The 24532-nt window shown below is 65.5% G+C and carries 21 protein-coding genes; 19 read left to right on the top strand and 2 right to left on the bottom strand.

All coding sequences use genetic code 11. The annotated features are described in order from the left end of the window. Positions 1-260: 260 nt before the first annotated feature. Together OCW50_RS04740 and OCW50_RS04735 are read right to left on the bottom strand one after the other, a co-directional pair. Positions 261-2093: a DEAD/DEAH box helicase gene (locus OCW50_RS04740; protein WP_262296617.1), complete on the bottom strand. Its 1833-nt coding sequence runs from the start codon at positions 2091-2093 to the stop codon at positions 261-263. Positions 2094-2147: 54 nt separating this feature from the next. Next, the gene (locus OCW50_RS04735; RefSeq protein ID WP_262268134.1) at positions 2148-2465 is read right to left on the bottom strand and encodes a hypothetical protein; all 318 of its coding nucleotides are present in this window, start codon (positions 2463-2465) and stop codon (positions 2148-2150) included. 158 nt (positions 2466-2623) lie between these two features. Here OCW50_RS04735 and OCW50_RS04730 point away from each other — a divergent pair, with 158 nt between their 5' ends. The 19 genes from OCW50_RS04730 (at position 2624) to OCW50_RS04640 (ending at position 24464) form a co-directional block, all read left to right on the top strand. Next, complete coding sequence (locus tag OCW50_RS04730) at positions 2624-3499, top strand: hypothetical protein (protein ID WP_262296616.1); 876 nt, start codon at positions 2624-2626, stop codon at positions 3497-3499. 77 nt (positions 3500-3576) lie between these two features. Then, the gene (locus OCW50_RS04725; protein WP_262296615.1) at positions 3577-4824 is read left to right on the top strand and encodes an extracellular solute-binding protein; all 1248 of its coding nucleotides are present in this window, start codon (positions 3577-3579) and stop codon (positions 4822-4824) included. Positions 4825-4885: 61 nt separating this feature from the next. Then, positions 4886-5818 carry a carbohydrate ABC transporter permease gene (locus OCW50_RS04720; protein WP_262296614.1) on the top strand — a complete coding sequence of 311 codons (933 nt, stop codon included), beginning with the start codon at positions 4886-4888 and terminating at the stop codon, positions 5816-5818. Then, on the top strand, positions 5815-6669 hold the full coding sequence (locus tag OCW50_RS04715) for a carbohydrate ABC transporter permease (RefSeq protein ID WP_262296613.1): 855 nt from the start codon (positions 5815-5817) through the stop codon (positions 6667-6669). Before OCW50_RS04720 ends, OCW50_RS04715 begins: the two co-directional genes overlap by 4 nt. Positions 6670-6677: 8 nt before the next feature. After that, entirely contained in the window at positions 6678-7352 is a 675-nt protein-coding gene (locus tag OCW50_RS04710) for an N-acetylmannosamine-6-phosphate 2-epimerase (protein WP_262268139.1), read from the top strand. A gap of 78 nt (positions 7353-7430) precedes the next feature. Continuing rightward, positions 7431-8375 carry a protein-methionine-sulfoxide reductase catalytic subunit MsrP gene (gene msrP, locus OCW50_RS04705; protein ID WP_262296612.1) on the top strand — a complete coding sequence of 315 codons (945 nt, stop codon included), beginning with the start codon at positions 7431-7433 and terminating at the stop codon, positions 8373-8375. After that, entirely contained in the window at positions 8375-9019 is a 645-nt protein-coding gene (gene msrQ, locus OCW50_RS04700) for a protein-methionine-sulfoxide reductase heme-binding subunit MsrQ (protein ID WP_262268141.1), read from the top strand. The genes msrP and msrQ overlap by 1 nt, the downstream gene beginning before the upstream one ends. Positions 9020-9082: 63 nt before the next feature. After that, on the top strand, positions 9083-9907 hold the full coding sequence (gene modA, locus OCW50_RS04695; protein ID WP_373371304.1) for a molybdate ABC transporter substrate-binding protein: 825 nt from the start codon (positions 9083-9085) through the stop codon (positions 9905-9907). Further along, positions 9904-10602 carry a molybdate ABC transporter permease subunit gene (gene modB / locus OCW50_RS04690; protein WP_262268142.1) on the top strand — a complete coding sequence of 233 codons (699 nt, stop codon included), beginning with the start codon at positions 9904-9906 and terminating at the stop codon, positions 10600-10602. The genes modA and modB overlap by 4 nt, the downstream gene beginning before the upstream one ends. Beyond that, entirely contained in the window at positions 10599-11705 is a 1107-nt protein-coding gene (modC, locus tag OCW50_RS04685) for a molybdenum ABC transporter ATP-binding protein (RefSeq protein WP_262268221.1), read from the top strand. Before modB ends, modC begins: the two co-directional genes overlap by 4 nt. A gap of 82 nt (positions 11706-11787) precedes the next feature. Then, entirely contained in the window at positions 11788-13053 is a 1266-nt protein-coding gene (locus tag OCW50_RS04680; protein ID WP_262296611.1) for an aminopeptidase, read from the top strand. Between the two features lie 170 nt (positions 13054-13223). After that, positions 13224-15104 (top strand): ABC transporter ATP-binding protein, encoded by a 1881-nt coding sequence (locus OCW50_RS04675; RefSeq protein WP_262296610.1) that lies wholly within the window; start codon positions 13224-13226, stop codon positions 15102-15104. A gap of 28 nt (positions 15105-15132) precedes the next feature. Beyond that, positions 15133-16659 (top strand): ABC transporter substrate-binding protein, encoded by a 1527-nt coding sequence (locus tag OCW50_RS04670; RefSeq protein WP_262296609.1) that lies wholly within the window; start codon positions 15133-15135, stop codon positions 16657-16659. 105 nt (positions 16660-16764) lie between these two features. Further along, on the top strand, positions 16765-17685 hold the full coding sequence (locus OCW50_RS04665; protein WP_262296608.1) for an ABC transporter permease: 921 nt from the start codon (positions 16765-16767) through the stop codon (positions 17683-17685). 5 nt (positions 17686-17690) lie between these two features. Then, positions 17691-18548 (top strand): ABC transporter permease, encoded by an 858-nt coding sequence (locus tag OCW50_RS04660; RefSeq protein ID WP_262296607.1) that lies wholly within the window; start codon positions 17691-17693, stop codon positions 18546-18548. Beyond that, positions 18545-20290 (top strand): M14 family zinc carboxypeptidase, encoded by a 1746-nt coding sequence (locus OCW50_RS04655; protein ID WP_262296606.1) that lies wholly within the window; start codon positions 18545-18547, stop codon positions 20288-20290. Before OCW50_RS04660 ends, OCW50_RS04655 begins: the two co-directional genes overlap by 4 nt. 156 nt (positions 20291-20446) lie before the next feature. After that, a complete protein-coding gene (locus OCW50_RS04650) occupies positions 20447-21790 on the top strand; it encodes an erythromycin esterase family protein (protein ID WP_262296605.1) in 1344 nt (447 codons plus the stop codon). Positions 21791-22177: 387 nt separating this feature from the next. Then, positions 22178-23830, top strand: a complete 1653-nt coding sequence (ettA, locus tag OCW50_RS04645; RefSeq protein ID WP_262268150.1) for an energy-dependent translational throttle protein EttA — start codon at positions 22178-22180, stop codon at positions 23828-23830. Positions 23831-24077: 247 nt separating this feature from the next. Then, on the top strand, positions 24078-24464 hold the full coding sequence (locus tag OCW50_RS04640; protein WP_262296604.1) for a hypothetical protein: 387 nt from the start codon (positions 24078-24080) through the stop codon (positions 24462-24464). The last annotated feature ends 68 nt before the right edge of the window (positions 24465-24532 follow it).

The raw sequence follows: 24532 nt of genomic DNA, 5'->3' as shown, positions 1-24532 counted from the left end.
CTGAAACCAACTCACCATATGGGGGCAATGTTGCGTCGCACAATACCTTTGCTGCAATGCAGCATCAACGGCCGGATGTCGGCACGACGAAGATGCAAGCTTGGCTTTTCTGGATAGGGATCGATGCCGGGGGCCCGAACGCCACGCGGGTGGCGTCTCATCGGAGGAGGGGAAATCCGAAGCGTGTCGTCCTCGCGGCGATCGACTCTCCTGCAACAGGCCAGGGATTTGGGAAGCCCCGGCCTGTTCCGATCGCGTCGTCAGGGGCGCTTGTCCGACGAGCGCTCCTTGGTCTTCGCGCGCTTGCCGTCCTTGGGGCCCCGGCTGTCCTTCTTCTTGTGCGGGGGAGGGCCGCCCCTGTCCTTGGGGCCATGGCCCTTCGGCCGGTCCCACGGCTTGCCATCGCGGGGCTTCGTGTCGCGGAGTTTGCCCGGTCCGGCATCGGCCGGCTCGATGCGGATATCCTCGTCGTTCGTCTTGCGCACGGCGGAAGCGAATTTCGGCGCGTGTGACTTGACGATCTCGAACTTGGTCTCACGGTCGAAGATCTTGATCGAGCCGATCTCCTTCTTCGTCACATGGCCCAGGCGGCAGATGATCGGCAGCAGCCAGCGGGGGTCGGCGTTGTTGCGCCGCCCGACGCTCATGCGGAACCACACCATGTCCTCGGACGAGCGCTCGAATCCGCCCTCGGATGAATCCCGTCCCTTGTCCTTGAAGCCGCGCAGGCGCTCTTCCTGCCGCTCACGCTTGTCCTTGCGCTGACGGGGCTCGCGGTCGGGACCCGTATCGACGATCTCTTCCGGTTCGGGCAGGCGCGCGCGATGGAAGCGTACCAGGGCGTTTGCGATCTCCTCGGCCGAACGTTGCGCCAGGAGCGCCCGCGCCATGGCGAGATCCTCTTCGGTCGTCTCTTCCGAGAAGATCGGGTCCTGCATCAGTCGATCCCGGTCCCGCAGGCGGATCTCGTCGGCCGATGGCGGACCGGCCCAGGTCACGTCGACGCCCGCCATGTCGACGAGACGCTCGGCCTTGCGGCGGCGCGTGTAGGGCACGAGCATCACGCAGACGCCCTTGCGGCCTGCACGGCCCGTGCGGCCGCTGCGGTGCAGGAGCGTCTCATGATCATTGGGCAGATCGAAATGGATCACGAGGCCGAGATCCGGAAGGTCGATGCCGCGGGCCGCCACGTCGGTGGCGACGCAGACGCGGGCACGCCCGTCGCGCAGGGACTGAAGGGCGTTGCTGCGCTCGTTCTGGGTCAGTTCGCCCGAGAGGGCAACGGCCGCGAAGCCGCGCTCGATCAGGCTGGCATGCAGGTGTCGCACGGCCTCGCGGGTGTGGCAGAACACCATGGCGCCGCGGCTCTCGTAGAAGCGCAGCACGTTGACGACCGCGTGCTCCACCTCGTTGGGCGCGATCCGGAGGGCGCGGTACTCGATGTCCCCGTGCGGTTCGTTCTCCACCAGCGTATCGACACGATGGGCGTCGCGCTGATAGCGCCGGGCAAGGGCGACGATGTTCTTGGGCAGCGTGGCGGAGAACAGGAGCGTGCGGCGCTCCTCCGGGGTCGCATCCAGGATGAACTCCAGGTCCTCCCGAAACCCGAGATCGAGCATCTCGTCGGCTTCGTCGAGCACCACGACGCGCATCTTCGATGTGTCGAGGCGACCGCGCTCCAGGTGGTCGCGCAGGCGACCCGGGGTGCCGACCACGATATGGCAGCCATCGTCGAGCGCCCGCTGCTCCCGGCGCACGTCCATGCCGCCGACGCAGGAGACGACCCGCGCGCCGGCCGGCCCGTAGAGCCAGATGAGTTCCCGATTGACCTGGAGAGCAAGCTCGCGGGTCGGGGCGATGATCAGAGCCAGCGGCTCGCGCGGGGTTTCGAAACGCTCGCTGTCGCCCAGCAGGGTCGACGCCATGGCGAGGCCGTAGGCCACGGTCTTGCCGGAGCCGGTCTGGGCCGACACGAGGAGGTCGCGATCGAGAGCGTCCGGCTGCAGCACGGCAGCCTGGACGGGCGTCGGATCGTTGTAGCCTCGGTCGGAAAGGGCGCGCTCGAGGCTGGGGTTGGTCTTGGGAAAAGGCATGTGAATAAGGCTGAACCGTGTCTGGGGAGCCTGCGAGGGCTCCGATAAGGATGATCAGCCGGAGGCAGCGGCGTCGTCAATTTCGTCGATGGACACCAGGAACACGACATCGATATCGAGGTCGTCGTCATAGTCTTCGTCGTCTTCGTCGACCTCGTCCTCTTCGTCCAGGGCTTCGTAGAAGGCATCGATCTCGTGTTCCGATGCGGGCCGTGTCGTCAAGGCAGCTGAGCCGTCCCAGAGGGAGCGGCCCTCGCTCTTAAACGACTTTAGGTCATCTTTAAAGCTCTCGCTGAGAAAGAGTTCGCGGGCTTGATCCTCGTCCGCGTTCGTCACGGCAGTCGCCTTGCCGTCGATCTCCAGGGTGACCATGGCTGTCCCTTCGCCTCAGGGTTCATCAAAGCACTAACGCCCAAGCCCGGGATTCGATCAAACCGATCCGGAGCAAGGCCTTTGATCCTCCGGAAGGATGTTAAAAGCCGTTAAGACCAGTATGGACAGCAGGCAACCAATATGAGACCAGTTAAGCCGTGAACGAGACCAGCCCCATCCCCCGCTTCCGGCCTTTGGACCGGCTGTCCCTGCCAGGCTCCCGTGTCAACGAGGACGGGATCGGCCTGTCCGGGCCTTTCGCCTGGGTGATCGACGGTGCGACCGGCCTGTCCGAGGAGCAGCTCACCTCCGCGGGCAGCGATGCCGCGTGGCTCGCCGGCCTGGTCGGCGACAGGCTCACGGGTCTCGCCGCGGAAGGAAGCGCCGACTCGATCCTGAACCGCCTCGAACCCGAAGTTTCCGCGGCCTTCCAGGGGGCCACCGCCCATGTCCGGACCGTCGACGATCACCATGCCCCTTCCGCCTGCCTCGGCCTGATCGAGGCCCGGTCGGGGAGGGACGGGCGGATCGACATCCATGGCCGCTTCCTGGGCGACGTGATCGCCCTGGTGCCGACCGAACAGGGGATCGTGCGCTGGAGCGACGAACGGGCGAAGCCGTTCGAGAGGAAGACGCTGGCCGCCCTCGGCGCCCGCGAGCATGCGCCAGGCTCCATTCCGGAGGCCGCAAGACGCCAGATCCTCGAAAACCGCGCCCGGCTCAACCGGCCTGACGGCTACTGGGTGGTGAACCCGTTGCGGCCCTGGGCCGGACAGGCCCTGCGTTTCGACGCTCAAATAAAATCGGGCGACCCCATCGTGCTTGCAACCGACGGTTTCATGCGTCTCGTGGATGTGTTCGAAGCCTATTCGGACCGCACCCTTCATGCCCGGCTGGCCGCCGGCCGGGGCGCTGATCTGTTGCAGGAGTTGCGCGACAGGGAGCGGAGCGACCTCATGGCAGGCACCTATCCGCGTGTTAAAACCCATGACGACGCGACGTTTCTCGTTATCGCAGCCGAGCCGTATGGCTGAAGAAATCCCGTGAGGCATGACCGAGGATCATGCCCCGCGGTGGGAGGACAAGGACTTCAACAATGAGGGAACCGACAATGACGCTGACCCGACGCATTCTGATGGCTGCCGCCGCCGGCAGCATGCTTCTTTCCGGCACCGCCGCCATGGCCCAGACCGAGCTCACCTTCTGGAGCTGGCGCCAGGAAGACAAGGCCTTCTACCAGGACATCATCAAGAAGTTCCAGGCCAAGGAGCCGGGCATCACGGTGAGGTTCGAGACCTATGCGCCCGAGAACTATCAGACGATCCTCTCCACCGCGCTCGCGGCCGGCCGCGGCCCGGACGTGATCCAGGTCCGCGCCTACGGCAACCTGGAGACCATCGCGACCCCCGGCTACCTGCTCGCCCTGGATCAGCAGAACGTGCCGGAACTGGCGAACTTCCCGGAGCCGGCGCTCGCGGCCGAGACCCTGCGCTCGGACGGCAAGGTGTACGCGGTTCCCTTCGCCATGCAGGCGCAGCTCGTCGTCTACAACAAGAAGATCCTCAAGGATAACGGCCTCAATCCGCCGAAGACCTGGGACGAGATGATGGCGCTTGCCCAGGCGCTCAAGGCCAAGAACATCAACCCGTTCTCCAACGGGACGGCGACGGCCTGGCAGAACGAGACCATCGTCGGCGGACTGCTCTCCTCCATGCTGGGCAAGGAGTTCGAGGCAGACATCGTGTCCGGCAAGGCCAACTTCACCGACCCGCGTTTCGTCAATGCCCTCGCCAAGCTGAAGGACGTCAGCCAATATTTCGCGCCGAATTTCACCGGCGTCGATTATCCGTCGTCTCAGCAGCTCTTCGTGGCGGGCCGCGCGGCCATGTTCGCGGGCGGCTCCTACGAGGTGGCGAACTTCAAGAACCAGAACCCCACGCTGGATCTCGGCGTGTTTCCCGCTCCGGTCCTGAAGGCGGGCGACCAGGCGCTGATCGCCACCTATTACGATGGCGGATATGCGGTGAACGCCAAGACCGAGAAGAAGGACGCCGCGCTCAAGTTCGTGCGCTTCCTGGCGACCCCCGAATACGGCACCGCCTTCACCAACACGCTCAAGAACCTCTCGCCGATCAAGGGCATCAAGATCGAGGATCCGATCACGCAGGAGGTGGCGAAGCTCGCCGAGAATTCCATGTCCTATCTGATGCTCGTGCGCTTCCGCTACCAGGAGCCGAGCGGCTCGGTGCTTCTGCAGTCGAACGTGCAGAAGATGCTCGCCGGTCAGCAGAGTCCTGAGCAGGCCGCGGCCGAGATCAACAAGGGCATCGCGACCTATTACAAGCCGTTCCAGAAGTAAGGTTCCGACGAAGGGCGGCGGGCTTCATCGCCCGCCGCCCATCCTGAAGGCATTTGATTCCATGCATGTCTCGCGCCAGCAGCCCCGCACGCTGAAGCACCGGTTATGGGTGGCGTTCCTCGTCGTCCCGCCCATCGTGTTCATGTCGCTGTTCGTGGTCTATCCCATCCTGTCGGCCTTTGCCTATGCGTTCTACGAATGGCAGGGACTGGCGCGCGGCGAGTTCGTCGGCCTGAAGAATTTCAGGGAGGTGCTGTTCGGCGCCACCATGGCGCCCGTGGTCTGGAACGCCTTCCTGCACAACGTCTATGCGCTCGTCGCCCTGATGATCATCCAGAACGGCGGCGGGTTCCTCCTGGCGTGGCTTCTCTACAAGGAACCGTTCGGCTTCCGCTTCCACCGCATCGCGATCTTCGTCCCGGTGGTGCTCTCGACCATCATCGTCGGCTTCCTGTGGAAGCTCTTCCTGAACCCCAATTTCGGCATCATCAATCAGGCTCTGTATTCCCTGGGTCTCGATGCATGGGCCAAGCCCTGGCTCGGCGATTCCTCCACGGCGCTCGGGGCGCTGATCCTCGCCAATGCCTGGCATTTCGTGGGCTTCCCGGCGCTCGTCTATCTCGCCGGCATGCAGCGCATTCCCCCGGAGGTCATCGAGGCGGCCCGGCTCGACGGCACCAACGAGTGGCAGCTTCTCAAGACCATCGTGTGGCCCCTGGTGGCGCCGAGCACCACCATCCTGTTCACCCTGCTCTTCATCGGCGCCTTCAACTGGTTCGAGATCCCTTACGTGATGGTGGGGCTCGACGGCTCGCCCTTCGGCTCCACCGACGTGCTGGGCCTCGTCTTCTATCGCACGGCTTTCGGCAACCAGAGCGCCAGCATCCAGAATTTCGGCATGGGCTCCGCGCTCGCCACGCTCCTGTTCCTGTTCATCGTCGTCTTCGCGTCCATGCTGACCCTGTGGCTGCGCCGTCGGGAGATCCAGTTTTGACCGCCGTCACGTCCGATACGCCGGCAACCCGCCAGGCTGTCCCGTTCGTCCTGCTCGCTCAGGTCATCCTGATCGCGAACTCCTTCATCATGCTCTATCCCGTCGTCGTGATGGTGCTGTCCGCCTTCAAGACGACGGGCGAGATCTTCGAGCATCCCTTCGCCCTGCCGGATTTCACGCAGATCGGGAACTTCGCCAAGGTGCTCGGCGAAACCGCGATGCCGGTCTATTTCGTCAACTCGGTCCTGGTGACCGGCACGTCGATCCTCCTGATCCTGGTGCTCGGCACCATGGCGGGCTATGCGGTGGCGCGCTACGAGTCGCGCACCAATACCTTCATCCTGCTGTTCTTCCTGGCCGGGCTGATGCTGCCCCTGAAGCTCGCCGTCATCCCGCTCTTCATCCTCCTGCGGGATCTCGGGCTTCTCGACAGCCGCTGGAGCCTGATCGTCACCTATACGGCCATCGGCCTGCCCTCGACCGTGTTCATCATGGCGGGGTTCCTGCGCACCCTGCCGGCGGAGCTCGAGGATGCGGCGCGCATCGACGGCGCCTCGGAGCCCCGCATCATGTGGTCGATCATGCTGCCGCTGGCGCGTCCGCCCATGGCGATCGCCGCCATCCAGAATGCGGTGCCGATCTGGAACGACTTCTTCTTCCCGCTCGTCTTCATCCAGACCGATGTCCGCAAGACCCTGCCGCAGGGGCTGACCACCTTCATGGGCGAGTACACCACCGACTGGGGCATGCTGTTCGCCGGCCTCACCATCGCGGCGGCGCCCATCACGCTTCTCTATATCGCCCTGTCGCGCCAGTTCATCCAGGGCATGACGGCCGGGGCCGTGAAGTAGGAGCCGACATGCTGATCCCGAAAGGCGCTCTCGTCGTCTCCTGCCAGGCCCGTGCCGACAACCCGCTGCACGGCCCGGTCTACATGTCCGCCATGGCGCAGGCGGCGGAGGCGGGCGGTGCCAAGGGCATCCGCGCCAACGGCGAGGGCGATGTCGCGGCGATCCGCGCCGTGACCGGGCTCCCGATCATCGGGATCGCCAAGGTGTGGGACGACCGCTTCCCGGTCTACATCACGCCCGGCTTCGCGCAGGCGGCCCAGATCGCAAAGGCCGGGGCCGACATCATCGGCCTCGATGCCACCCCGCGCGCCCGTGACGGCGAGCCGGTGGCGCGGTTGATCGACCGCATCCGCACCGATCTCGGCCGAGAGGTCTTCGCCGATATCGCCACCCTGGAGGAGGGGCGCGCTGCCCATGCGGCCGGCGCCACCTATGTGGCGACGACGCTGTCCGGCTACACGGACGAGACGGCCTCGCGAAAATCCGAGGGGCCGGATCTGGAGCTCCTGTCGGCTCTCGTTGCCGAACTCCCGGTTCCTGTCGTGGCCGAAGGGCGCTTCGATACGCCGGATCTTGTTGCGGAAGCCTTCAGGCGAGGGGCTCATGCGGTGGTGGTCGGCACCGCGATCACCAACCCGCGCGAGATCACGCGGAAATTCGTCCAGGCCACCGGAAAAAGATAGCTTGTAACGCAAACGTGAGAGCACCTCTGGCGTTCTCGGGTGTACCCATTCACAATGGGTTCTCAACGAGGTGATGCCGTGCTGATCCGCCGCCCTGCCGATGTCCTGCCCTCCGAGATCACCCCCCGGGAGGTCTATCTCAACCGCCGCCAATGGATGGCCGGGGCCGCCGGTCTGGCCTTGTCCGCGGCCCTGCCGCTGGGCCTGGAGGCCGCGCCCCTGTCGGCCGCCAAGAGTCCCTTCTCCACGGACGAGAAGAAGACCAGCCGCGAGGACGTCACGAGCTACAACAACTACTACGAGTTCGGCACCGGCAAGGAGGATCCCGCGGCGCATGCGGGCACCCTCAAGACCGCGCCCTGGACCGTCAACGTCGACGGGATGGTGGGCAAGCCTGCCTCGTTCGCCGTCGAGGAACTCATCAAGTCGTCGGCCCTGGAGGAGCGCATCTACCGCATGCGCTGCGTCGAAGGATGGTCGATGGTCATCCCCTGGGTCGGGTTCCCGCTGGCGGACCTGATCAAGCGGGTGGAGCCCTTGGGCAGCGCGAAATACGTCGCTTTCGAGACCGCCTACCGGCCCGAGGAGATGTCCGGGGTCCAATCCATGTTCCCGGTGCTCGACTGGCCCTATGTGGAGGGTCTGCGCCTCGACGAGGCCATGAACCCCCTGGCCATCCTGGCCGTGGGTCTCTACGGCGAGACCCTGCCGAACCAGAACGGCGCGCCGATCCGGCTGGTCGTTCCGTGGAAATACGGGTTCAAGGGCATCAAGTCGATCACCCGGATCAGCTTCGTCGAGAAGCAGCCGGAGACGTCCTGGAACAGGCAGGCTCCCGGCGAGTACGGCTTCTACGCCAATGTGAACCCGAGCGTGGACCACCCGCGCTGGAGCCAGGCCACCGAGCGGCGCATCGGGGAGGGCGGGCTGTTCGTGAAACGCCGTCCGACACTCATGTTCAACGGCTATGCCGACCAGGTGGCCAGCCTCTATACCGGCATGGACCTGCGGAAATTCTACTGATGGCGGGACGAGCCTCCGTTCAGGGCGAGAAGAAAGGCTTCGCTCTGCCCCAGGTGCCGAAGATCGCCGTGTATCTCGTCGGCTTCATCCCGGCCGTGTGGCTTTTCTATGCGGGCGTCACGGATCGGCTCGGGGCCGATCCGATGCGCTACCTGGAGCAGGGTCTCGGCCTCTGGGCCCTGCGCTTCCTGATCGCCACCCTGGCGATCACGCCCCTGCGCCAGCTGTTCAGCATCAACCTGCTGCGCTACCGCCGGGCTCTGGGGCTGCTCGCCTTCTATTACGCGGCCCTGCACCTCCTCACCTATCTGGTGCTCGACCAGGGGCTCGACCTCCCGGCCATCGTGGCCGACATCGTGAAGCGGCCCTACATCACCATCGGCATGGCGACGTTCGTGATCCTCGTGCCTCTGGCCGTCACCTCCAACAACGCCGCGATCCGGCGCATGGGCGGACAGGCCTGGGCGAAGCTGCATCGCCTCGTCTACGCGGCGGCCATCGGGGCGGCGCTTCATTTCCTGCTCGTGGTCAAATCCTGGCCGCCCGAGCCGATCGTCTATGCGGCCATCGTCGCCGTGCTGCTCGGCTACCGGCTGATCCGATCCAGCGTGAAGAAGCCGTCGGCGCGCCGTCGACCGGCTTGATGGCCGGTCGAGGATCGGTAGGATGCCTGCACCAATCAGGACAGCCCAGCCGGGAGGAACGAGATGCGTTCGGCACGACATTCGACCGGGAGGCTTGCGACGGTGGGCCTCTTCGGTCTTCTCGCCATGGTCGGCGCCATGTTCGCGCTGGCTGGCGGAGCGGGAGCGCAGACCCGGGACGTGGTGGTGTTCGCGGCGGCCAGCCTGAAGAATGCCCTCGATGACGCAAGCGCCGCCTGGACGCGGGAGACCGGGAAGCGGGTCACGGTCTCCTATGCCGCCAGCAACGTCCTGGCCAAGCAGATCGAGGCCGGCGCACCGGCCGATCTCTTCTTCTCGGCCGACCTGGACTGGATGGATTACGCAGCCTCCCGGGGACTGATCAAGCCCGAGAGCCGGGTCAGCCTGCTCGGCAATTCCCTGGTCCTCATTGCGCCCAAGGGCTCGCCGATACAGGTCGCGCTCCGGCCCGGAATCGATCTCGCATCCATCCTCGGCAGCAACCGCCTGGCCATGGGGCACGTGGATGCGGTGCCGGCCGGCAAGTACGGCAGGGCGGCGCTCGAGTCTCTCGGGGCGTGGGCCGGCGTGAAGGACAAGGTCGCGCAGGCCGACAATGTCCGGGCCGCTCTCCTGCTCGTCTCCCGCGGCGAGGCACCGCTCGGGATCGTCTACAAGACCGATGCCGTTGCCGATCCCAACGTGAGCATCGTCGCGACATTCCCGGAAGAGAGCCATCCGCCGATCGTCTACCCGGTAACGCTCACGACGGACTCGACCCATCCCGACGCCGCGGCGTTCCTTGCCTTCCTGCGCACGGAGAAGGCCAGGCCCTTCTTCGACCGGCAGGGCTTCACGGTCGTCGGCAAGGCGGCCTCCGGTTCGTGACCGACTGGCTCTCCCCGGAAGAATGGACGGCCGTCCGTCTCAGCCTGAAGGTCGCCTTCGTGGCGATGACGGCGAGCCTCGTGCCGGGAATCGCGATCGCGTTGCTGCTCGAGCGCGGGCGTTTCTGGGGCCGGCAGGCTCTTGACGTGATGGTACACCTGCCCCTCGTTTTGCCACCGGTGGTCGTCGGCTGGTTCCTGCTCATCGGGTTCGGGCGGCGCGGACCCATCGGGGCGTTTCTCGCCGAGCAGTTCGGCATCGTCCTGTCCTTCCGCTGGACGGGGGCGGCGCTCGCCTGCGCGGTCATGGGTTTCCCGCTGCTGGTGCGTGCGATCCGCCTGTCCATCGCATCGGTCGACCGCAGGCTCGAGGACGCAGCCGGCACCCTGGGCGCCCATCCCGTGTGGGTCTTCGCCGCCGTGACGCTGCCGCTGATCCTGCCGGGCATCATCGCCGGCATGGTCCTGTCCTTCGCGAAGGCGATGGGCGAGTTCGGCGCGACCATCACCTTCGTGTCCAACATCCCGGGCGAGACGCAGACCATCCCGACGGCCATCTATGCCTTCACGCAGGTGCCGGGAGGCGAGGGCGGCGCGATGCGGCTGACCCTCGTGTCCGTCGCCATCTCGGTTGCGGCGCTCTGGAGCTCCGAATGGCTGGCGCGACGGGTCGGACGGCGGGCTCACGCGTCATGAGTCTCGATGTCGACGTCCGGCACGAGCTGGGTGGATTTGTCCTGGACGCACGCTTCCGATCGGACGGAAAGCTCACCGCGCTGTTCGGTCCGTCGGGCTCCGGCAAAACGACCATCGTGAATGCGATCGGCGGGCTCATCCGGCCTGAGCAGGGGCGGGTCGCCGTGCAGGGACAGGTGCTCGTCGATACGGCGCAGGGCATCTTCGTTCCCAAGCACCGCCGGCGGATCGGCTACGTCTTCCAGGAGGGACGTCTCTTCCCGCATCTCACCGTACGGCAGAACCTGCTCTTCGGGCGCTGGTTCACGCCCAGGCAGCAGAGGAAGACGAGCTTCGACGGAGTCGTCGACCTTCTCGGCATCGGCCATCTGCTCGAGAGGCGGCCGTCCACATTGTCGGGCGGCGAGAAGCAGCGCATCGCCATCGGGCGGGCCCTTCTGGCGGATCCGCGCTTGCTGCTCATGGATGAACCGCTGGCCTCCCTCGACGAGGCGCGAAAGGCCGAGATCTATCCCTATCTCGAGCGGCTGCGCGACGAAGGCGGGGTGCCGATCGTCCTGGTGAGCCATTCCGTGGCCGAGATCGCAAGGCTCGCCACCGCCGTGGTCGTCCTGTCCGAGGGGCGTGTGACGGCAGCGGGGCCCGCCTCGGAGATCCTCCGGCATTCCCATCTCTTCGTGCCTATGGGCCTCGCCGAAGCGGGTGCGCTGATCGACGCCCGGGTGCTGCGGCACGAGGATCCCTTTGCTCTCACGGTCCTGCAGGCCAGAGCCGGGACCTTGACGGTGCCGCGCCTGAACCATCCTGTCGGAACGGTCCTGCGCGTGCGCCTGCGTGCTCGCGACATCATGCTGTCTCTGCACAGGCCGGCGGGAATGAGCGCCCTGAACGTCCTGCCCGGACTTGTTTCCTCGATCGAGGACTCCGAGGAGGCGAGCGTCGATGTGCAGCTCGATTGCGGCGGCGACGGCCTCGTGGCGCGCGTGACCCGCAAGTCGGTCGCGGAGCTTGGCCTGAGGCCGGGCATGTCCGTCCATGCCATCATCAAGAGCATCGCTTTCGATCCCGAGGTTCTCGGCGCGGTCAAGCCACCGCATTCATGAGATTTTTCCCCATCGAGGTTGCGCCGGCGTCTGAGCCGTGTAGCCTCTCCGGCCATCATTTCTGCTTCGAGAGCCCAAGACCATGAACGAACAATTCCGGAATCCGACCGATGCCGCGTCCCACGCCAAGCTTCTCGATCGTCTGGGGGAAGTCGCCGTCCGGGTCGGATTGGGGCTGAAGCCGGGCCAGGAACTGGTCGTGACCGCGCCTCTCGATGCGATTGCCCTGGTGCGGCGCATCACGGAGCACGCCTACAAGGCCGGCGCTTCCCTGGTCACCACGATCTTCTCCGACGAGGAAAGCGCGCTCCTGCGCTTCCGGAATGCCCGGGACGAGAGCTTCGACACGGCTCCGGCCTGGCTCTACGAGGGCATGGCGGCGGCCTACAAAAATGGCGCTGCCCGGCTGGCCATCGTGGGCGAGGATCCGTCGCTGCTCGCCAAGGAGGATCCGGAAAAGGTCTCGCGCGCCAACCGGGCCCGCTCCAAGGCCTATATGCCAGCGCTCAACATGATCGCGGGATTCGACATCAACTGGACCATCGTGTCCGCCGCGACACCCGCCTGGGCCAGGACGGTGTTCCCGGACGACTCGGAAGAGGTGGCCGTGGCCAAGCTCTGGCAGGCGATCTTCTCGGCCTCCCGGGTCGATATGCCGGATCCCATCGCCGCGTGGGAAACCCACAACGCGACCCTCCAGGCGCGCACCCGGACGCTGAACGAGAAGAATTACGCGGCGCTTCACTTCCGCGGCCCCGGCACGGATCTCCGCGTGGGTCTCGCGGACGGGCATGAGTGGAACGGCGGTTCGACCAGGGCGAAGAACGGCGTCGTGTGCAACGCCAACATCCCGACCGAGGAAGTCTTCACTACGCCGCACAAGGACCGGGTGGAGGGCATCGTGTCCAGCACCAAGCCGCTGTCCTACAACGGCACCCTCATCCAGGACATCCAGGTCCGGTTCGAGGCCGGCCGCATCGTCGAGAGCAAAGCGCGCACGGGAGAGGCGGTGCTGAACAAGGTGCTCGACACCGACGAGGGCGCGCGCCGCCTCGGGGAAGTGGCGCTGGTGCCGTTCTCGTCGCCGATCTCTCGCAGCGGCCTTCTCTTCTTCAACACCCTGTTCGACGAGAATGCCTCCAGCCACATCGCCCTTGGCCAGGCCTACAGCAAGTGCATCCGCAACGGCGGAACGATGAGCGAGGAGGAACTCGCCTCCCACGGCTCCAACAAGAGCCTGATCCATATCGACTGGATGATCGGATCCGACCAAGTGGACGTGGACGGCATCACCCAGGACGGGCGGGCCGAACCCCTCATGCGCGGCGGCGAATGGGTAACGCCGTAACAGGCGCGCTGGCGTTTCCTTGTGACTCGGATCTATGATCCCTGCGATGGCCTGATCTGACGCAAACAGTGCTTGACGGACTGGTTCGCTAGCTGTGATGGATGACAGGTATCATAAAGGTACTGGCCCGGCGTTCCGCTGGGTCAGGGCCGGCTCACGAGCGTGGATGGATGTCGGATACTGCCAATCGTAGGTCTCAGGACCAAGCTCTCCTGTCGGTTCGCTCCCTGTCGGTGGAGTTCGGCACGGGGAACGGAGCCTTCAAAGCCGTCAGGGATGTCAGCTTCGACGTGCGGCCCGGCAGAACCCTGGCGGTGGTGGGCGAGTCGGGATCGGGAAAATCCGTCACCTCCCTGGCGATCATGCGCCTGACCGACTACACGGGCGGGCGCATCACCGGAGGGCAGGTGCTGTTCCGCCCCGATGGGGGCGAAGCGATCGATCTCGTCAAGGCCTCCGACAGCCGGCTTCGGGAGATCCGCGGCAACGACATCGCGATGATCTTCCAGGAGCCGATGACGTCGCTCAACCCCGTCTTCACGATCGGCAATCAGATCTCCGAGACTCTCATCCTGCATCAGGGTTTGAACGGGAGGGACGCCCGTCTGCGGGCCAAGGAGCTGCTCCAGAAGGTGCGCCTGCCCGATGCGGACAAGCTGCTCGACCGCTATCCGCATCAGCTCTCGGGCGGCATGCGCCAGCGCGTCATGATCGCCATGGCGCTCGCCTGCAACCCGAAGCTCCTGATCGCCGACGAGCCGACGACCGCGCTCGACGTGACCATCCAGGCGCAGATCCTCAACATCATCCGCGACCTGCAGCAGGAGATGGGCACCGCCGTCATCTTCATCACGCACGACATGGGCGTGGTGGCCGAGATGGCCGACGACGTGGTGGTCATGTGGAAGGGCGAGAAGGTGGAGCAGGCGCCGGTGCGCGACATCTTCGCCGCACCCCAGCATCCCTATACCAGGGCCCTTCTTTCCGCCGTGCCGCGCCTGGGCAGCCTCACAGGGCAGCCCTTGCCCAAGCGCACCCCCGTGATGGTGATGGACGGCGGCGTCGCCAAGGCGGTCGGCGATACGCACGAGCAGAACACGGCCGATTACACGAAGCCGATCCTGCAGGTGGACAAGCTCACCACACGCTTCGACGTGGGCAAGACCTTCTTCGGGCGCGTGACCCACCGGGTCCATGCGGTCGAAGCGGTGAGCTTCGACATCTATCCCGGCGAGACCCTGGCGCTGGTGGGTGAGTCCGGCAGCGGCAAGTCCACCATCGGGCGCACCCTGCAGCAGCTCGTCGAGCCGACCGGCGGAACCGTGCGCTTCGACGGGCGCGACATGGCAGCCATGAGCCAGGGCGAGCGCCGGCGCCTGCGCCAGGAGATCCAGTACATCTTCCAGGACCCCTTCGCCTCGCTCGATCCGCGTCATACCGTCGGCTACAGCATCGCCGAGCCCATCATCGTCCATGGCCTGATCAACGACAGGAAGGAGCGCGAGCGGCGCGTCCACGAATTGCTGGAGCAGGTCGGCCTGCAGCCGCAGCATGCCAGGCGCTACCCGCATGAATTCTCGGGCGGCCAGCGTCAGCGCATCTGCATCGCACGGGCGCTCGCGAGCAATCCGAAGCTCGTGATCGCGGACGAATCCGTGTCCGCCCTCGACGTGTCGATCCAGGCGCAGATCGTCAATCTGCTCATGGAGCTTCAGGAGAGAAAGCGGCTCTCCTACCTTTTCATCACCCACGACATGGCCGTGGTGGAGAAGGTCAGCCACCGGGTCGCGGTGATGTATCTCGGTCAGATCGTCGAGCTCGGATCGCGCCAGGCGATCTTCGAGAACCCGCAGCATTCCTACACCCGCAAACTGCTCTCGGCCGTGCCCATTGCCGATCCGCAGCGCGAGCGGGCCAAGACGCGGATCGAGGGAGAGATCCCGAGCCCCGTGCGCCCGGTCGGGCAGGAGCCCGCCATTCACCGCATGCGCGAGGTCGAACCCGGACATTGGGTCGCGATCGAGTCCGATCCGCTCCGCGGGGCCGCGTGAGAGACGATTTTCCAGAGGAGACATCACAATGACATTCTCAACCACCCTGAAGGCGCTGGGCCTGATGGCCGCAGTCGCCGCGGCGCCGCTGATGGCGTCCGGAGCTCAGGCGGCCGGAACGCTGACCACGGCCGTCGCCATCGATCCTGGCAGCTGGGACCCCATCGACACCTTCCTGGTCGATTGGTCGTCGGCCGCCAACAACATCTTCGACGGCCTCACGGCTCGCGGCGCCGACATGAAGCTCAAGCCCGGCCTCGCGACATCGTGGGAGTTCCTCGACAACAACAGCCGCATCCGCTTCAAGCTGCGCCAGAACGTGAAGTTCCACAACGGCGAGCCGTTCAATGCGGCGGCCGTGAAGTTCACCTTCGACCGTCTCCTCGGCGAGGAGGGCAGGAAGGGGCCGCAGCAGTCCAACTACAACACCATCGACCATGTGGAGGTCGTCGACGATTCGACCGTCGATTTCGTCATGAAGCAGCCGGATCCCGTTCTGCTCACGAAGCTCGCCGGCTATGGCGGCATGATCGTGCCGCCCCGATACATCCAGGAGAAGGGTGACGCCTATTTCAACATGAACCCGGTCGGCACCGGGCCGTTCAAGTTCGCGGAATACAGCCCGAAGGTCAGCCTGACCCTCGAGGCCTTTCCCGAGCACTGGGGCGGCGCCCCGAAGCTCGACAAGGTCGTGACTCGGTTCATCTCGGAGGCGAACACCCAGGTGGCCGAGCTCCAGTCGGGCCGCATCGACGTCGCCACCCTGATCCCGTTCGGCCTCGCTCCGACCGTGGAGAAGAGCCCCAATCTGAGCCTTCTGAGCATCACCGGCCCGACCGTCGTCGCCCTGCGCCTCAACACCCGTGACGGCATCACGAAGGATGTGAATGTCCGCAAGGCGCTGATCATGGGGATCGACCGGGACGCGATCATCAAGGCGGTCCTCCTCGGACACGCCAAGCCGATCGCGAGCTTCCAGTCGGACCTGTCGTTCGGCAACGATCCGAGCCTGAAGCCTCTGCTCTTCGATCTCGCCAAGGCGAAGCAGATGCTGCAGCAGGCGAAAGTGCCGGCCGGCGCGCCGGTGAGGATCGACTTCCGCGGCAACGACGCCACCTTCCGCGAGGTCGCGCAGGCGGCAGCCGGCTTCCTCCAGGCGCTCGGCCTCAAGCCCTCGCTGCAGCCGCATGAGCCGCCGGTTCTGCTCAACGACATCATTCCGAACGGCAAGACGGGCGAGGCCTGGCACAATGCCTGGGGCGGCTGGACCTTCGACTACGACAATACCGCTTACCTGATGTATCACTCGGGCGAGAAGTGGAACCCCTACGACAACGATCCCAAGCTGAACGCCCTGCTCGAGAAGCAGCGCACGATGTATGACGTGAAGGAGCGTGAGAAGGTTCTGCAGGAGGTCGCGCGCTACGTGGCCGATCAGGCGCTCGAGATCCCGCTCTACAACCAGAACACGCTCTACGGCGTCAACAAGCGGGTCAAGAACTTCGACGCGCCCGCGGACCGCCGCTTCCGCTTCACGGAAACGACCGTCGAGTGACGGACCGACCAGGACATGGACCCTCGCGGCCATGTCCGGAGCGAAACATAACGGAAGGCCCCGCGCGAGCGGGGCCGTTTTTCCAAGAGCAAGAAGGATCTCAGGATGGCGGGCTTCATCCTCAAACGATTGTTGCAGGCCGTTTTCGTGGTCCTCGCGGTGACCTTGATCGTCTCCTTCGCGATCCGCCTGTCGGGCGATCCCGCGATCATGCTGATGGGCGGCGGCAACGTCACCGAGCAGGACCTGCAGAACATCCGGCAGGCGCTCGGGCTCGATCGCCCCTTCTACGTGCAGTATCTCGCCTTTCTCGAAGGCATGGTGCGGGGCGATTTCGGCAAGAGCTTCATGGGCGGCACGTCTGTCTCCATGCTCATTGCCAACGCTCTCCCGGCCACGCTCCTTCTGGCCTTCGCGTCTCTTCTCGCGTCGATCGTCCTGTCGGTGCCGCTCGGCGTCTACGCGGCCGTGAACCGGGGGCGCTGGCCGGACCAGGTGATCCGCATCCTGTCGCTGGTGGGCCTGTCCTTCCCGAACTTCTGGCTCGCCATCATGATGGTGCTGCTGTTCTCCATCGTGCTCGGCCTCCTGCCGCCGAGCGGCATGGAAGGCCCTGAGAGCTTCGTCATGCCGGCGCTCACCATGGCGATCATCCTCACGGCCACCAATGTGCGCCTCGTGCGCACCTCCATGCTGGAGACGCTCTCGCAGCAATACATCATGGTGGCGCGCTCGAAAGGCCTGCGCGACCGCGTCGTCCTTTACAAGCACGCCCTGCGCAATTCCGCCATTCCGCTCGTCACCTATATCGGCCTGCAATTTGGCGGCCTCATCGGCGGCATCGTCATCATCGAACGGGTGTTCAACTGGCCCGGCATGGGCACGCTCGCCTTCGACGCCATCTCGAACCGCGACTACCCGGTGCTCCAGGGCACCATCACGGTGCTGGCGCTCTTCATCGTCCTCATCAACCTTCTGGTCGACATCGCCTACGGGCTGATCGACCCGCGAATCCGGACGGAGTAGGACCCATGGCTGCCGCTCAGGCTGTGTCGTCGGCGCGCCGACACTTCAGGTCGCTCGAACTCGTCCTCGGTCTCCTGCTCACGGCGAGCATGGGCCTGGCCGTTCTGTTCTCCGGCTTTCTCTTTCCCGACGGCGGCGAGAGCATGGACCTCATGGCCCGTCTCACGCCGCCGTTCCAGGATCTGGCTCATCCCCTCGGGACCGATCCCCTGGGCCGCGACGTGCTGGCGCGCGTGATCGTCGGCGGCAGGATCTCGCTCACGGTCGGCGTCCTGTCGGTGATGGGAGCCGTCGTCGTCGGCACGATCGTCGGCCTCGTCGCCGGATACTATCGCGGCATCGCCGAGATCCTGCTGATGCGCTTCGCCGATATCCAGCTGGCGCTCCCGTTCATCCTGCTGGCCATCATGTTCCTGGCCATTCTCGGAACCGGCGTCGACAAGATCATCTTCTTCATGGTCGTCGCGCAATGGGTCCAGTATGCGCGCCTCGTGCGAGGCTCCGTGCTGGCGCTGCGGGACCGGGAGTTCATCCTCTCGGCCCGGGCCATCGGGGTCGGCAACGGGCGCATCATCTTCACCCATATCCTGCCCAACGTGCTGGGACCCATCGTCATCCTGATGACGCTCAACGTGGCCAACAACATCCTTCTCGAGAGCAGCCTCACGTTCCTGGGACTGGGCGTCGATCCGCTGATCCCGAGCTGGGGCGGCATGCTGGCCGACGGACGCACCTATCTGCAGACGGCCTGGTGGGTGAGCGTGTTTCCCGGCCTCGCCATCATATTGACCGTGCTCGGCCTGAACCTTCTGGGCGACTGGCTGCGCGACCTCCTCGATCCGACAGGACAGACATCACGATGACCACATTGCTAGACGAGCGCATCCCGCGCACTCTCGATTCCCTGGTGCGGGACTGGACCGGCAACAATGATCGCGGCCTGACGCTCGAGGCCTGGCTGTTCGAGGACGAGGCGGCGCGCCGTGCCGCGGAGGCGGACCTGGCGGGAGCCGGTATTCATGCGCGGATCCGCAGCGCCTACAAGCCGCTCGTCCATGCCTTCCTCGAGGAGATCGACACGGCCAGCCTGAAGCGCGTGGCCATTCGCTATCCCGTGCATGAGGAGGCGGATCGGCTGCGCTTCCTCTCCGAGGCTTATCCTCTGGCGGCCTTGCTCGAGGGGGTCGAGACCGTCTTCGAGCCCGGTCCCGCGGATCTGACCTACCAGGTCGCGCTCGAATACCAGGACGGGCGCGCGGCGGAGCATAGGGTTTTCGCGCCGAACCGCCTGCGCACCAACCATCTCGATCAGGTGGATCTCACGCCGACCGGCTGGCTGAGGGTGACCGGACGATCCGACGCCTCGGACCTCGACGAGCCGCTCGAGACCGAGTTCGAACAGGTCTATCGGAAGGTCATGGCAAGCGTTGCAGCCCATGAATGGCCCGAGGCGGAGCCCTATGCGGAAACCCTCGCCATCGACGTGACGATCCCCGGCATCGAGCGGTCGCTGGATTACGGCGACGAGGTCATGAGCACCCGCGAGGCGCTGCACGAGGATTTCTATTTCTCGCTGCTCGAATTCTTCAAGCGCAGGTCCGGCCGTCCTCCTGAGGACAGGAGCGTGCAGCCGGGTCAGATCGTGCCGGATATCCGGGCCGGCAGCGCAGACGCGCATGTGCGGGTGACACTGCGGGCCTTCGGTGAGCCGCAGGATCCGGAGAAGCCGGAGCAGGACATCGAGACAGCCGATGCAGCGCCCGGTCTCGCGCAGATCTACCGTGAGCTCGCGACGCTGCCCGGAGAGACCTTCGAGGGGATTTCCCGTGAGGGACGGCCCGTACCGGGGATCTATCGCGCGGGCTCGCGTCCGGCGGTTCTCGTCACCAGCGGGCAGCATGCCAACGAAACCTCCGCTCCGGTCGGAACGTTGCGGGCCGTGCGCCGGCTGCTCGCCAATCCCGACGCCAACATCGCCTATATCCCGGTCGAGAACCCGGACGGCTATGCGCTGCATGGGCGCCTGTGCGAAGCCAATCCGCGCCATATGCACCATGCGGCGCGCTATACCTCGCGCGGCAACGACCTGGAATACGGCCAGGGCGAGCCGGTCTACGAGATCGGCGCCCGCCACCAGGCGCTGGCGCTGTCGGGCGCCCAGCTGCACCTCAACTTCCACGGCTATCCGGCCCACGAATGGACCAGGCCGCTCACCGGCTATCTGCCGCGCGGCTTCGAATTGTGGACGATCCCGAAGGGATTCTTCCTGATCATGCGGCATCACCCGTCCTGGAGCGAGACCGCGAGGACGCTGATCGAAGCCGTGACGACGGGTCTGTCGGCCGTGCCGGGACTCGCCGCGTTCAACCGCCGTCAGATCGAGATCTGCGCGATCCATTCCGGGGGAACGCCTTACGAGATCATCAACGACGTTCCATGCCTGATCACGGCGGACGAGCGCCATCCCTCGCCCTTGACCCTCATCACGGAGTTCCCGGACGAGACCATCTACGGCGACGCCTATCGTTTCGCCCATACGGTGCAGATGGCGACCGTCATCGCGGCCGAGGAAGCCTACGCGTCGATCATGGCGAGAGTGGCCTGACGCTCGGTCCGACAGCGGCCCATCTTGGCCGCTCTGCGCGGAATTGCGGCTCCGGAGGAGACGCCGGTGCACGTTCCTTCCTGGAACAAGCCGAGTCCCGCCATCGTTCTCCGGCGGAACCGGCATGCAAGGTGCCGGTCCCGCGGAGTGAGGATCATGGCCCGGCTGTCCTGGAAGCAGAATGAGAACGACGCCTCGATCAGGGAAGCGGTCGATCTCGTGCGCGAGCACGGGGAGGTGCTGCCGTCGGTTGCCGACGAAGAAGCCTTCGGCGCCTTGTTCGATCGCTTCTCCGACGCCAAGGTCGTGCTCCTGGGAGAAGCCACTCATGGCACCTCGGAGTTCTATCGGGCGCGGGCTGCCATCACCAAGCGTCTGATCGAGCGGCACGGCTTCTCCATCGTGGCCGTGGAAGCCGATTGGCCGGATGCGGCGCGGATCGACGCCTATGTGCGTCATCGCCCCATCCCCGACGGAGAGGATGAAGCCTTCGAGCGGTTCCCGACCTGGATGTGGCGCAACGAGGAAGTCTATGACTTCGTCAACTGGATGCGCGAGCACAACAAGGACAAGCCGGAGGACGAGCGCGCCGAGTTCCGCGGCCTCGACGTCTACAGCCTGAACGCGTCGATCCGCTCCGTTCTCGACTATCTGGACCGGGTCGATCCGGAGAAGGCCAAGGAGGCGAGGGGGCGCTACGGCTGTCTCAGCCCCTGGCAGTCGGACCCGGCCCGCTACGGCCGCGCCGTCCTGACGGGACAGAAGAAGCCCTGCGACGAGGCGTTGCTGCGCCAACTCCAGGACATTCTGGACAAGCGCATGGATTATCTTCAGGCGGAGGGCGGCGAGGCCTTCTTCGATGCGGTTCAGAACGCCAAGATCGTCCATGCGGCCGAGCATTACTACCGGATCATGTACGAGGGCGCGACGGAATCCTGGAACCTGCGCGACCGGCACATGTTCGAGACCCTGCAGAGCCTGCTGGCCCGGCGCGACAACGCCAAGGCGGTCGTCTGGGCGCACAATTCCCACATCGGCAACGCCGCCGCCACGGCCATGGGATGGCAGGGAGAGTTCAATATCGGCGAGCTTTGCCGGAAGACCTACTGCGACCAGGCCGTACTGATCGGTTTCGGCACCGATCGGGGCACCGTGGCCGCCGCCGACGACTGGGACGAGCCCATGCAGGTCAAGACCGTCCGTCCGGCCCGGCCCGACAGCCACGAGCGCATCTTCCGGGAGACGGGCCTCGGCTGCTTCCTGAGCGACTGGCGGGAGAACGGCCAGGCCGACCTGATGGACGCTCTCTCGCGGCCGCGCCTGGAGCGGGCCATCGGCGTGGTCTACCGGCCGGAGACCGAACTCTACAGCCATTACTTCGAGGCGGTGCTGGCCGAGCAGTTCGACGCCTTCATCTGGTTCGAGGAGACCAAGGCAGTGACCCCGCTCACCCACGCCCATGGAAAGGGCATGCCGGAGACGTATCCGTTCGGACTTTGACGCGAGGGCATCCTCCCACGGCCACCCTCCGCCCGGTCTGTCCCCCTCCACGTCATCACCGGCCTCGTGCCGGTGATCCCGATCGGAAGGGCGCGGCGCTTGTCCGGGTCGGGATGGCCGGGACAGGCCCGGCCATGACGTGGAGGGTGAGGGTGGGGGGTGCGCGCGAGGCGCCGTCCGGCGCTTCCATCCCCATGAGCATCGAGCCGGACCGCCCGTCGCGCCACCCGCGATCCCACCCCAGGCTCGCAGCCCCCCGGCTGCGGACCTCAAGGTGCGGGCTTCCTGGAACTCCGCTGGCGAGACACGCCTGCCTTGTCCCGGTCGCCTGCTCCTGCTAACTGACGGCCAACTTCATTCACATCTCGATCAAGCAGGGCTTTTTCCGTGTCCCGTCAATTCATCTACCACATGCGTGGCCTCACCAAGACCTATTCGGGCGGCAAGAAGGTCTTGGACAACATCCATCTCTCCTTCTACCCGGATGCCAAGATCGGCGTGCTCGGCGTCAACGGCGCCGGTAAGTCGACCCTGCTGCGCATCATGGCCGGCACCGATACCGACTGGACCGGCGAGGGCTGGGTCGCCGAGGGCGCACGGGTCGGCTACCTGCCCCAGGAGCCCCAGCTCGACCCGTCGAAGAACGTCCGCGAGAACGTCATGGAGGGCGTGGCGGCCAAGAAGGCGATCCTCGACCGCTACAACGAGCTCGCCATGAACTATTCCGAGGAGACGGCGGACGAGATGACCCGCCTCCAGGACGAGATCGAGGCGAAGGGCCTGTGGGATCTCGATTCCCAGGTGGATCAGGCCATGGACGCCCTGCGCTGCCCGCCGGACGACTGGGCCGTGGACAAGCTCTCCGGCGGCGAGCGCCGCCGCGTAGCGCTCTGCAAGCTGCTTCTGGAGCAGCCGGAACTGCTCCTCCTCGACGAGCCGACCAACCACCTGGACGCCGAAACGACGGCCTGGCTGGAAGGGCACCTGCGCAATTATCCGGGCGCGATCCTGATCGTCACCCACGACCGCTACTTCCTCGACAACGTGACGGGCTGGATTCTCGAGCTCGACCGCGGCCGGGGCATCCCCTACGAGGGCAATTACTCGTCCTGGCTCACGCAGAAGCAGAAGCGGCTGGAGCAGGAGGGTCGCGAGGACGAGGCGCACAAGCGCACCATCGAGCGCGAGCGCGAGTGGGTGTCGGCCTCGCCGAAGGCCCGCCAGGCCAAGTCCAAGGCCCGTATCCAGCGTTACGAGGAACTCGTGGCCAAGGCCAACGAGAAAGGTCCGACCACCGCCCAGATCATCATCCCGATCGCCGAACGCCTGGGCAACAACGTCATCGAGTTCGACAACCTCAAGAAGGCCTTCGGCGACAAGCTTCTCATTGACGGCCTGTCCTTCAAGCTGCCCCCGGGCGGCATCGTGGGCGTCATCGGGCCGAACGGCGCGGGCAAGACCACCCTGTTCCGCATGATCACCGGCCAGGAGCAGCCGGACGAGGGCTCGATCAAGATCGGCGAGAGCGTGAAGCTCGGCTATGTGGACCAGAGCCGCGACTCGCTCGACGCCAACAAGACCCTGTACGAGGAGATTTCGGGCGGCAACGAGGTGCTCTATCTCGGCAAGCGCGAGATCAATGCCCGCGCCTATTGCGGCGCCTTCAACTTCAAGGGCTCCGACCAGCAGAAGAAGGTCGGCGTGCTCTCGGGCGGCGAACGCAACCGCGTGCACCTCGCCAAGATCCTGAAGTCCGGTTCGAACGTCCTGCTCCTCGACGAGCCGACCAACGACCTCGACGTGGATACCCTGCGGGCGCTCGAAGAGGCGCTGGAGGATTATGCGGGCTGCGCCGTGATCATCTCGCACGACCGCTGGTTCCTCGACCGCATCGCCACCCATATCCTGGCCTTCGAGGGCGACAGCCACGTGGAATGGTTCGAGGGCAACTTCGCCGATTACGAGGAGGACAAGAAGCGCCGCCTCGGCACGGATTCCACGATCCCGCACCGGATCAAGTACAAGAAGTTCTCGCGGTAATCTTTTCGCGCGAACGCCACCTCCGTGACGGAGCAGAGCGCGGGATCGGGCAGGAACTCGCCCGCGTTCTCCTTTTCGGAGCTTGCCCATGCCTGGCGCGGGCAGCCCGCCGTTGAACGGAAACCTTAACGAGACCTTCAGGCCAAGTTCATATCGGGCGGATTAGACTTCCAGTCAGAATAGGGCGGAAGGTGTTCATGAGACGTGATCTCCTGGCCTTTGCCCCATGGAGGTTCGCATGGTGTGCATGAAGCGTGTTCTGACGGCTGGGGCCACCGCTTTGGTCCTGAGCGGTTCCCTCTTGGCTGCCGCTCCTGCGACGGCGGGCGAGAGCACGGGCCGTTGGCGCGATGGATCCTATGCCACGCCCTATGGGGTCGTCCGCCCCTACCGCGACTACGGCTATCGGCCTTACCGCCGCCACGGCTCCAATGTCGGCGGCGCGGTGGCCGCCGGCGTGGTCGGCGGCCTGGCGCTCGGCGCATTGGCGGCCCGTCCCGCCTATTCATATCCGGCCTATCCCACCTATTACGGCTCTCCGGCTTATGATGCGCCGTCCTGTTATACGGTACGCCGTCGCTTCGTCGATGACTGGGGCCGCGTCGTCATCCGCCGCGAAGAGGTCTGCGAATAGGTCCAAGTCCGGGAGCGACCTCAGGAATGCCGGATTCCTCCGGCATTCCGTCGGGCCGACGCTGCACC

The sequence above is a fragment of the Microvirga sesbaniae genome (assembly GCF_025460805.1).
In the GTDB taxonomy this organism is placed as follows: domain Bacteria; phylum Pseudomonadota; class Alphaproteobacteria; order Rhizobiales; family Beijerinckiaceae; genus Microvirga; species Microvirga sesbaniae.
The sequence above is the reverse complement of the archived record's forward strand: the minus strand, read 5'-3'. Positions and strand labels throughout refer to the sequence as shown.

Excerpts from the sequence above, each read along its gene's own strand:
- OCW50_RS04650 (WP_262296605.1), top strand. The coding sequence starts at position 20,447 with ATGGCCCGGCTGTCCTGGAAGCAGAATGAGAACGACGCCTCGATCAGG.
- OCW50_RS04665 (WP_262296608.1), top strand. The coding sequence starts at position 16,765 with ATGGCGGGCTTCATCCTCAAACGATTGTTGCAGGCCGTTTTCGTGGTC.
- modA (WP_373371304.1), top strand. The coding sequence starts at position 9,083 with ATGCGTTCGGCACGACATTCGACCGGGAGGCTTGCGACGGTGGGCCTC.
- OCW50_RS04655 (WP_262296606.1), top strand. The coding sequence starts at position 18,545 with ATGACCACATTGCTAGACGAGCGCATCCCGCGCACTCTCGATTCCCTG.
- OCW50_RS04720 (WP_262296614.1), top strand. The coding sequence starts at position 4,886 with ATGCATGTCTCGCGCCAGCAGCCCCGCACGCTGAAGCACCGGTTATGG.
- OCW50_RS04680 (WP_262296611.1), top strand. The coding sequence starts at position 11,788 with ATGAACGAACAATTCCGGAATCCGACCGATGCCGCGTCCCACGCCAAG.
- OCW50_RS04675 (WP_262296610.1), top strand. The coding sequence starts at position 13,224 with ATGTCGGATACTGCCAATCGTAGGTCTCAGGACCAAGCTCTCCTGTCG.
- OCW50_RS04740 (WP_262296617.1), bottom strand. The coding sequence starts at position 2,093 with ATGCCTTTTCCCAAGACCAACCCCAGCCTCGAGCGCGCCCTTTCCGAC.
- msrQ (WP_262268141.1), top strand. The coding sequence starts at position 8,375 with ATGGCGGGACGAGCCTCCGTTCAGGGCGAGAAGAAAGGCTTCGCTCTG.
- OCW50_RS04725 (WP_262296615.1), top strand. The coding sequence starts at position 3,577 with ATGACGCTGACCCGACGCATTCTGATGGCTGCCGCCGCCGGCAGCATG.
- OCW50_RS04710 (WP_262268139.1), top strand. The coding sequence starts at position 6,678 with ATGCTGATCCCGAAAGGCGCTCTCGTCGTCTCCTGCCAGGCCCGTGCC.
- modC (WP_262268221.1), top strand. The coding sequence starts at position 10,599 with ATGAGTCTCGATGTCGACGTCCGGCACGAGCTGGGTGGATTTGTCCTG.
- OCW50_RS04640 (WP_262296604.1), top strand. The coding sequence starts at position 24,078 with ATGAAGCGTGTTCTGACGGCTGGGGCCACCGCTTTGGTCCTGAGCGGT.
- OCW50_RS04660 (WP_262296607.1), top strand. The coding sequence starts at position 17,691 with ATGGCTGCCGCTCAGGCTGTGTCGTCGGCGCGCCGACACTTCAGGTCG.
- OCW50_RS04670 (WP_262296609.1), top strand. The coding sequence starts at position 15,133 with ATGACATTCTCAACCACCCTGAAGGCGCTGGGCCTGATGGCCGCAGTC.
- OCW50_RS04735 (WP_262268134.1), bottom strand. The coding sequence starts at position 2,465 with ATGGTCACCCTGGAGATCGACGGCAAGGCGACTGCCGTGACGAACGCG.